Raw genomic sequence first — 8,435 nt, forward strand, 5'->3', positions numbered from 1 at the left:
CCTTATTTAGCTCTTCATCGCTCACATAATTGTCAAATGCTGCATCGAACTGAGCTAATGGAGCCGCAAACTGATTGCCCGCCTGCACTTCCGCTTCCATCATGAGGATTTTTTCTTCGGCACGAGCCACGCCTCTAGCAATATCATCCGTATTGAAAGAAACTGTTACTTTTTGAATTTGTTTCATCGACTGAGCGACATTCGCACGTGATGCTAGTAAAATTTTCTTTTGCTGCATTTGGTTATAGGTTTCCTTGAGCTGGTCCAATTTTTCAACAAGGATTTGAGTTTGTCCTTTAATAGAAGCTAATTGGTCTACGTATAGCTGCAGCTGGTTTTCCTTGCTGAGCTTTTCTTGTACAGCTAGTTTGGCCATTGCCTCATCGCCTTGCTCAAGTGCCAGCTTCGCCTGACGAGTACGCTTGTCCACTAATGATTTGGTCTCAGAAATGAGCGCTGCTTGTTTTTTCTCTACAAAAATTTGCCGAGCTAGTGCTTGCTGACCTTTGACAATTTCCTGTTCCATTTCCCTTGAATACTCATTCAGCATTGCAATTGGATCTTCAATTCCATCTAGTAATCCGTTAATTTCTGCCATTGTAATTGTTTTTAATCGTTTAAAAATACCCATTTTTATTCATTCTCCTTTTTAGTTAAAATTGTTTTTTCCCATTGATCCAAAATGTTCGCATTTTGGTTTGTTACTGGTATATGTGAACCTGCAAGTGATGTGTCAATAAACTGTTGCATCGAAGAAGCTTTCGATTTCTTTCTAAGCCATCTTACTAATAGAACTAGAACTGCTAGTCCAATAATAAGGAACAGCCAAGGGAATCCTCCTCCATGGTGAGCACCATTCATCATTTGATGACCGTCAAATCCGCCGCCGTGTCCCATTCCACCAGGACCATGTCCGCCCTGTGGGCCTCTAGCATAAGCGCTGCTTCCTCCTACTAGAAAGTGGAGAACATTAATGACTAGTACCGTTGAAGCAATGATAACTCCCCAGAAAATACCTTTTTTGGCTTTTGTATTCATCTCTTTTATCCTCCTTTCGTTACCTGATGTAATGAATATTAATAGAGAATGGTGAAAACTTGGTGAAAAGAAGAAACTATTTAAAAAAATAAAAGAAGACTGTTTTCATAAAGAAAACAGCCTTCTTTCACTTGATATCATGATCAATACACCGTTACAGTTCTTGTTGCGCTTACCTTTCCAGATGCATCCTTTGCATATACAGATACTTTCGTTCCTGCCCGTTGAGCTAAAATAGTCAATTTATAATCTCCATAAGCATTAGCCGTTGTGGTATAGGTCTTCGTTCCGATTTGAATCAATACCGCTACATTTTTCTCCGTTTTTCCTGTTACGGCTGTAGTAGTAGTTCTAACAGGATTAACAGTCGGCATGTTCGGCGCAACACGAATGACCGTAGCACTTCTTGGGGCACTTACACGGCCCGAACTGTCTTTTGCAGTGACAGATAGTGTTGTTCCTGTATTTTGCACAGGAATTTTCACATTATAATTTCCATATTGATCGGCTTTGACCGTGTAGGTTTTTCCCGCAATGACGACCGTCACGGTTACATAGGCTTCTGTTTTCCCCGTCACTGACACAGCCTTATTATTCACTGTATTCACACTTGGCATATTCGGCGCAGCTTTTACGACTGGAACCGTCCGAACTGTACTGATATTTCCCGCACTATCTTTCGCTGAGACTAAAATAGTGACTCCTGCATTTTGAACAGGAATAAGAACTTTGAACAGTCCATTTACGTCCGCTTTTTGACTATACGCCTTTCCCGCGATCGTCACTGTTACAGTGGCATTGGCTTCGGTTTTCCCTGATAGTACTGAAGACTTATTAGTAACAGAATTCACTGTCGGGGCTGCTGGAGCTGTTTTATCGGCTACTGTAATGGTAACAGAAGGACCTTGCGCGTTCAGCTTGTCTTTGTACGAGATCGTCAGTTTTGTTCCAGCTTTTTGAACAGGAATCGAAGCTTTAAAAGATCCGGTTGAAGTAGCTGTTGTACTGCGAATCAACGTTGTTCCATTCATGACTTTTACTATGGCATTTGCCGATGCCTTACCAGATACAGATGCATCATTATCATCCACAGGAATGACCACTGGAGACTCTAGCTTCTTTTTAATATAAGCAGAAGAAATGTAGCCGGCTAGTTTTTGATCCTCGGTTTTGACTGGATACCAGACAAATTGATTTCCCGTACTTTTAGAGTCATAGACAAAATTCCCGTTAATGATGAGCGTTGTATTTTTGCTTAACATTTTTAAAATTGTAGAATCATCCGTATAAGGTGCTGACCTTAAATTTGCCGCAGCTAGGGTGACGACCTTGTTCCCTGTTTGAAAAAGAGACATAGAAGCATGCATCTCATCCGTAAGCGTATATTCTAGCTTTTTAAAGACAATATTAGCAGTACTGTTTGTTGAATAGACAAAGTCAGCTCTACTGAAAGGGTACTGCCCTAATATGATATTTTCTAAAAAACTGTCATTTACAAGACGGGCAAAGACCTTTTCTTGATAAGCGTTCGTATTTATAGTGCCATTAGCAGGATCTTGATAAAGAGGACTGTTTACAGGCTTTGTGCCGTTGTAAGCCATGACTGAAAAATACCAATTTTCAATGACCTCTGGCCCAGCTGCTTTTATTTTAGGAAGATCGGTACGCTGGTAATTGCGGCTTAGAATGTCAACGCCTGCCTGGATATTGTAGGTGATATCATTTTTCAATTTCTGCTGATCATAGCCTGATTGATTGGTAATTTGCATGATCCCGATTCCCCCGTCCGAGGTAATGAGAGGCTTGCCACCCTCAAATTGCCGCCAGCTGCTTTCTTGTGCAGCAACAGCTTTGACTACTTCCGGAGGAATGTTTGCTTGTAACGCTGCGTTCGTCAGCAAGCAGTTGATGTGCTGAAAGGATGGATTTTGATTTGGCTTTATTTCCCCAAATGTTGCACATTTAGCTGGCCATGTCATTTCCGCCGAGGCATTTTCATGGGTCCAAACCGGGAGGATGAAACAGGTTAAAAGGACTGCTTTTAAAAAGATCGATTTCATTCTTTGATTCTCCTAACTATTATTTCCACTATTTATATCATTCATTTTATCATGATAGATTATCAGATTGGTAGGATTTAGATATTAAACATTAACAAGAGAAGCGTCGGTATACTTCTATTTACAGAAGCTTTTAGATTCTCCACGCATCCGAGCAGAATGAGTTGAAAATTCCCCTTATTCTACCAACCAAAATTTCCACTTATAGTTGCTTGTCCATTACCAAAATGACATACGTACATAACCTATTTTAAAAGAAAGGAGGTGGAATAATTGGGATATAACTATCCTAGATGGTCAAAACTCCCCTATACCGGAGAAAATAGTCCCCCGAATAACCCTGAAGAACCACTAGCAGGCTCTTGGCCGCTGATATTTTTAAAAAGAGATGGGCGAGGATGGTTTACCGATCCATTAGGAAATCCAATTCCAAACGTTAAAGATCCCAATACTATTGATTGGCACAGCCAGCTTAGAGCAGTCCAAGAAACGCTTAGTCATTTGACCGTCGAGGAACAAGTCATAGCGGATTATTGGGGAACTGGACAAGCTATAAAGCAAATCACACCGATTATCGATGGTCTCATTGATACCTATACCGTCTTTATGACAGGCATTCCACCAGAATCTCTATCACAACCGAGAGCTTCACGGATCCTTGCGTTAACACAAGCGGCCATCCAAGATGCCACTATTGTATGCTGGGCGGTCAAATACCGTTTTGACGTCGCTAGACCCAATCAACAGGATCACAACCTGCCAACCTATTTATGTACTCCACGCCATCCATCTTATGTTTCGGGGCATGGTGTAATTGCGGGTGTGGCTGCCGAGGTGTTAAGTTACTTTTTTCCAGCTGAAAGGGATCGATTAAATGAACTAGCAGATGAAGACGGCATATCACGTGTATATGCAGGCGTCCATTTTCCAATTGATATTAGCGAGGGCCTGAAACTTGGACGGGCGATTGGGAGAGGTTTGGTAGATTACTTTAGAACACAAGTAGATGCAGTTGGCAACCCGGTTGATCAACCCTTCACGGATAATCGAAATCCGAAGCTTCCTCCAGGCTGTTACCCCTATGAACAAGCCATTCCATTTGACTTTGAAGTAGCTTGTCAATCTACTATATTAAAAGTCTCTATAACCGATAAAATAAAAAAATTTCTTTTAAGGCTCGCTGCATGTAAAAGGATTTGGACAACTAAAACGAGCTGTAATTGTAGTGAAGAGTAAGTTTTTCTATCAACCATTCAAAAAAGCCAGCATAAAAATATGCTGGCTCCTTGTTGTGCTTAGATTAGTTTAATCCCACTTACAAAAATTAATACCGCAACTACCGCCCGCAGCGGTCTCGTTGGCACCTTTGCAGAAATCGTACTGCCGATTAGTACTCCCGGAATCGAGCCCATCAGCAGATTCCCTACCAACATATAGTTAACCGTACCAAAACCAATGTGAAGCAATCCTGCCACTGTCACTAGAAAAAAGGCATGTGTAATGTCCGTACCCACCATCTCGGATGTCTTCATTTTATAAAGATAAATCATCGCTACTGCGAATAAAGAACCGGAACCTAATGAAGTCAGTCCGACAATAAATCCAAACACGCAGCCAATAAGAATGGTTAGTCCTTTTTTCTCACTCAACGGTTTGGCTTGGATGCGATTAGGCCGTAATCTTTTTTCAAAAAACGTTTTGATGATGATCGCTATTGAAACAAATACGAGAACATATCCAAGGGCATTGCGAATGATTTGTTCCTGGTTATGGTAGGAAGCTTCAAAGAAATGAAGAGCTCCTATCGCAATGGCGGCACTCGGTATACTTCCAATCGCTAAATACTTTACCATTTGAAGATTCACGGTTTTTTGTCTCCAATGCCCCATCACACCGAACAATTTGGTAATGGAGTTGTACACTAGGTCTGTTCCAACCGCAATCGAAGGATTAATTCCTATTAAAATGAGCACTGGTGTAAGCAGCGCAGCCCCGCCTACTCCCGTTAACCCTACTAAAAAGCCGACCAATAAACCCATCAATGCAATCCCTATCGTCATATTTGCACACGCCCTATCTAATTCCAAGTATTTATATAGGATTATATATAATTGCGCTGAGTTTGTAAATAACAAACTTTTTACTAGATTCTGAGAATTCCTCGTACTTTTTTGGGTTTGCATCTTTTCGAACAATAAAAAAGAATAACAGTCTGTCCTCATCTCATTTTCAGTGCCAGTCTGCCCCTCTAAAAAACAAGTAAATTAGGCCTAGTTTAATTAAGACAAGGTTTGAATATAAATTAAGGAATGCTATAAATTTCCATATAGTATAAGTTTTTTTAGGAGGTCAGCATGATTGTATTTAACCAGGTTAATAAGTTCTATGGGGATTTTCATGTCTTAAAAGATATTAATCTCACAATCAATCAAGGGGAAGTCGTAGTAGTAATAGGACCCTCTGGTTCAGGAAAAAGTACCTTACTCCGAGTAATCAATCAACTTGAAACCATCTCTGACGGGACACTCACCGTAAATGGGCTATCCGTCAGAGATAAAAAAACGGATATCAATCGGCTAAGGCGCAATATTGGAATGGTTTTTCAACAGTTTAATTTATATCCCCACAAAACCGTCCTTGAAAATATCATTCTTGCTCCAATGAAAGTTCTAGGCCAATCCGAAAAAGAGGCTAAGGATACAGCCAGACATTTTCTCGATAAGGTAGGGATTTTAGACAAGGCTGCAGCTTATCCTTCCCAGCTTTCCGGAGGCCAGCAGCAGCGTGTTGCCATAGCCCGCGGCCTTGCAATGAAACCGGAAATCATGCTTTTTGACGAACCAACCTCGGCTCTTGATCCAGAAATGATCGGAGAGGTTCTAGATGTGATGAAAGCCCTAGCCAACGAAGGGATGACGATGGTGGTAGTAACCCACGAGATGGGCTTTGCTAAAGAAGTGGCCGACCGAATCGTATTTATGGATGAGGGGCGGATATTAGAAGAGGCAATTCCGGCTGAATTTTATAAGAACCCGCATGAAGAACGGGCTCGTTTATTTCTCAGCCGTATATTAAATCATTAATGGGAGGTAATGGAATGTTCAAAACAAAAACTTTCGTAAAAGTGGCGTTCGTATCATTAATGGCGGCCATTTTTCTTGCTGGCTGCGGCGGGGACAAGGAATCTAAGGAAAACAGCAAGGATGTACTTGCCCAAATCAAGGAAAATAAAAAAATCGTGTTTGGCGTAAAAAATGACACTCGTTTGTTTGGATTGAAAAACCCTTCGACAGGTAAGGTGGAAGGATTCGATATTGATCTTTCCAAAGCATTGGCGGAAGAAATGTTTGGCAAGGATGTAAAACCAGAGTATGTTGAAGTGACTTCAAAAACCAGGGTTGGCCTCCTCAATAATGGTAAGGTGGATGCGGTAGTCGCGACAATGACCATCACGGAAGAACGTAAAAAAGAAGTCGATTTTACGGATGTATATTTTGAAGCTGGTCAATCCTTACTTGTGAAAAAAGGCAGCAAGATTCAAAGCATTAAAGATCTGAAGAAAGGCACGACGGTTCTTGCGGTTAAAGGCTCGACATCTGCCATCAATATTCGTGAGAAAGCACCTGAAACCACTGTACTTGAATACGAAAACTATGCCGAAGCCTTCACCGCCTTAAAAGCAGGTAAGGGTGATGCCCTGACAACAGATGATGCCATCCTTTATGGAATGGCTGAAGAAGATCCGTCATTTGAACTGGTCGGAGGAACGTTCACAGAAGAGCCTTATGGGATCGCTGTTAAAAAAGGCAATCAAGAGCTTGTCGATGCGCTGAATAAAGCATTAAAAAGCCTGAAGGATTCAGGAAAGTACGATGAAATTAAGAATAAATGGATTAAAAATTAAGGATGGATACCGGGTTTCCCGTCAGGATGAGCAGTGAGTTGACAGACCTGCTCATCCTGATTCATGAGGAGGAGATCACTTGCTGGATTTCTCGATACTAACCACTCATATAGATTCGTTTTTACAAGGATTAAAGATCACTGTTTTTTCCAGTTTAATCGCTTTATTAGGCAGCTTTATTTTGGGAACACTTCTTGCTGTCATGCGGATTGCCCCGTTTAAAATGCTTAACTGGATTGGGACGGCCTATGTTGAATTTATTCGGAATATACCTGTACTCGTGATTGTTTTTTTCACTTATTTGTCTGGAAACTTAGGCGGAATGGCGGCAGGAACCATTGGATTGACCATCTATACTGCCGCTTTTATTGCTGAAGCAATCCGTGCTGGAATCATGTCGGTTCCAAGCGGACAAATGGAAGCAGCCCGCTCTACAGGACTAAGTTACGGCCAGGCAATGAGAATGGTTGTACTCCCCCAGGCCATCAAGATCGTCATCCCTCCTCTTGGCAACCAATTTATCAATTTAGTTAAAAATTCATCTTTATTAGCGGTAGTCGCAGGCGGGGATTTAATGTATCAGGGGGATCTAATATCTGCAAAGACCTACGTAACCTTTGATACCTATGTTTTTGTTGCTTTATTCTATTTAATTTTAACGATCCCATTAAGTCTTGGTGTAGGACTTTTAGAAAAACGAATGGCTAGAAGTAATGGAGGAGGTGCTTAGATGGATGTGCTAGCACCGTTCATGGAAGTATATAAACTGGACAATGTTAAATTTTTGCTAGAAGGATTTGGTGTCACCCTTAAGGTCGCAGCCATTTCGATTGTGCTAAGCTTCCTGATTGGCGGTCTTATTGGCACGCTCAGATATGCGCGAATCCCTGTTGTCTCTCCATTCCTTGCCGTAGTGGTTGAGACGATTCGCAACCTTCCTTTGCTGCTAATCATTTTCTTCGCCTATTTTGCCTTGCCCGAAATCGGGATTGAAATGGAAATTACGACTGCGGCCATCGCAGCATTGACGGTTTTTGAATCAGCGATGCTGTCAGAAATTATCCGAAGCGGTTTAAACTCGATCGAAAAAGGGCAGATGGAAGCAGCACGTGCGTCTGGGCTGAATTACATCCAGACCTTACGTTATATCATCATGCCCCAAGCTCTGAGAAGAATGGTTCCACCTATTGTCAGTCAATTTATTTCCCTGCTTAAAGATACATCGTTAGCTGTCGTCATTGCGCTGCCGGATTTATTGCACAACGGACAAATTATTTACGCGCAAAAGGGATCGTATGTAATACCTGTTTTTATCATGGTGGCGTTCATGTATTTTATCGTGAATTATGCTTTGTCATTAGTTGCACGAAGGTTAGAATTAAAGCAAACATAAGAAATCCGGCTCCTTCATTGGGCCGGATTTCTTATGTTTG

Annotated in this window: 9 protein-coding genes; 5 read left to right on the forward strand and 4 right to left on the reverse strand. The window is 41.5% G+C overall.

The genetic code is table 11. The features are described from left to right. The 3 genes from V7266_RS14565 to V7266_RS14575 form a co-directional block, all read right to left on the reverse strand. On the reverse strand, positions 1-631 hold a 631-nt coding region (locus tag V7266_RS14565), incomplete at its 3' end, for a PspA/IM30 family protein (RefSeq protein ID WP_335468614.1). A 2-nt stretch (positions 632-633) separates the two neighbouring features. After that, a complete protein-coding gene (locus V7266_RS14570) occupies positions 634-1,038 on the reverse strand; it encodes a hypothetical protein (RefSeq protein WP_335468615.1) in 405 nt (134 codons plus the stop codon). A 143-nt stretch (positions 1,039-1,181) separates the two neighbouring features. Then, positions 1,182-3,098 carry an Ig-like domain-containing protein gene (locus V7266_RS14575; protein WP_335468616.1) on the reverse strand — a complete coding sequence of 639 codons (1,917 nt, stop codon included), beginning with the start codon at positions 3,096-3,098 and terminating at the stop codon, positions 1,182-1,184. 273 nt (positions 3,099-3,371) lie between these two features. On the opposite strand from V7266_RS14575, the gene V7266_RS14580 reads away from it, so the two are divergent. After that, positions 3,372-4,334, forward strand: coding sequence for a phosphatase PAP2 family protein (locus V7266_RS14580; protein WP_335468617.1), 963 nt, complete (start codon positions 3,372-3,374; stop codon positions 4,332-4,334). A 59-nt stretch (positions 4,335-4,393) separates the two neighbouring features. Here V7266_RS14580 and V7266_RS14585 read toward each other — a convergent pair whose 3' ends face one another. Next, positions 4,394-5,158 carry a sulfite exporter TauE/SafE family protein gene (locus V7266_RS14585; protein WP_335468618.1) on the reverse strand — a complete coding sequence of 255 codons (765 nt, stop codon included), beginning with the start codon at positions 5,156-5,158 and terminating at the stop codon, positions 4,394-4,396. A gap of 294 nt (positions 5,159-5,452) precedes the next feature. Here V7266_RS14585 and V7266_RS14590 point away from each other — a divergent pair, with 294 nt between their 5' ends. From V7266_RS14590 to V7266_RS14605, 4 genes are all read left to right on the forward strand, one after another. Further along, complete coding sequence (locus V7266_RS14590) at positions 5,453-6,181, forward strand: amino acid ABC transporter ATP-binding protein (protein ID WP_335468619.1); 729 nt, start codon at positions 5,453-5,455, stop codon at positions 6,179-6,181. Positions 6,182-6,195: 14 nt separating this feature from the next. Continuing rightward, positions 6,196-7,002 (forward strand): transporter substrate-binding domain-containing protein, encoded by an 807-nt coding sequence (locus V7266_RS14595; protein WP_335468620.1) that lies wholly within the window; start codon positions 6,196-6,198, stop codon positions 7,000-7,002. 79 nt (positions 7,003-7,081) lie between these two features. Further along, positions 7,082-7,732 carry an amino acid ABC transporter permease gene (locus tag V7266_RS14600; RefSeq protein WP_335468621.1) on the forward strand — a complete coding sequence of 217 codons (651 nt, stop codon included), beginning with the start codon at positions 7,082-7,084 and terminating at the stop codon, positions 7,730-7,732. Continuing rightward, entirely contained in the window at positions 7,733-8,395 is a 663-nt protein-coding gene (locus V7266_RS14605) for an amino acid ABC transporter permease (protein WP_335468622.1), read from the forward strand. The last annotated feature ends 40 nt before the right edge of the window (positions 8,396-8,435 follow it).

Origin of the sequence: Neobacillus drentensis (assembly GCF_036965645.1) — a bacterium.
GTDB lineage: Bacteria > Bacillota > Bacilli > Bacillales > Cytobacillaceae > Neobacillus > Neobacillus drentensis_D.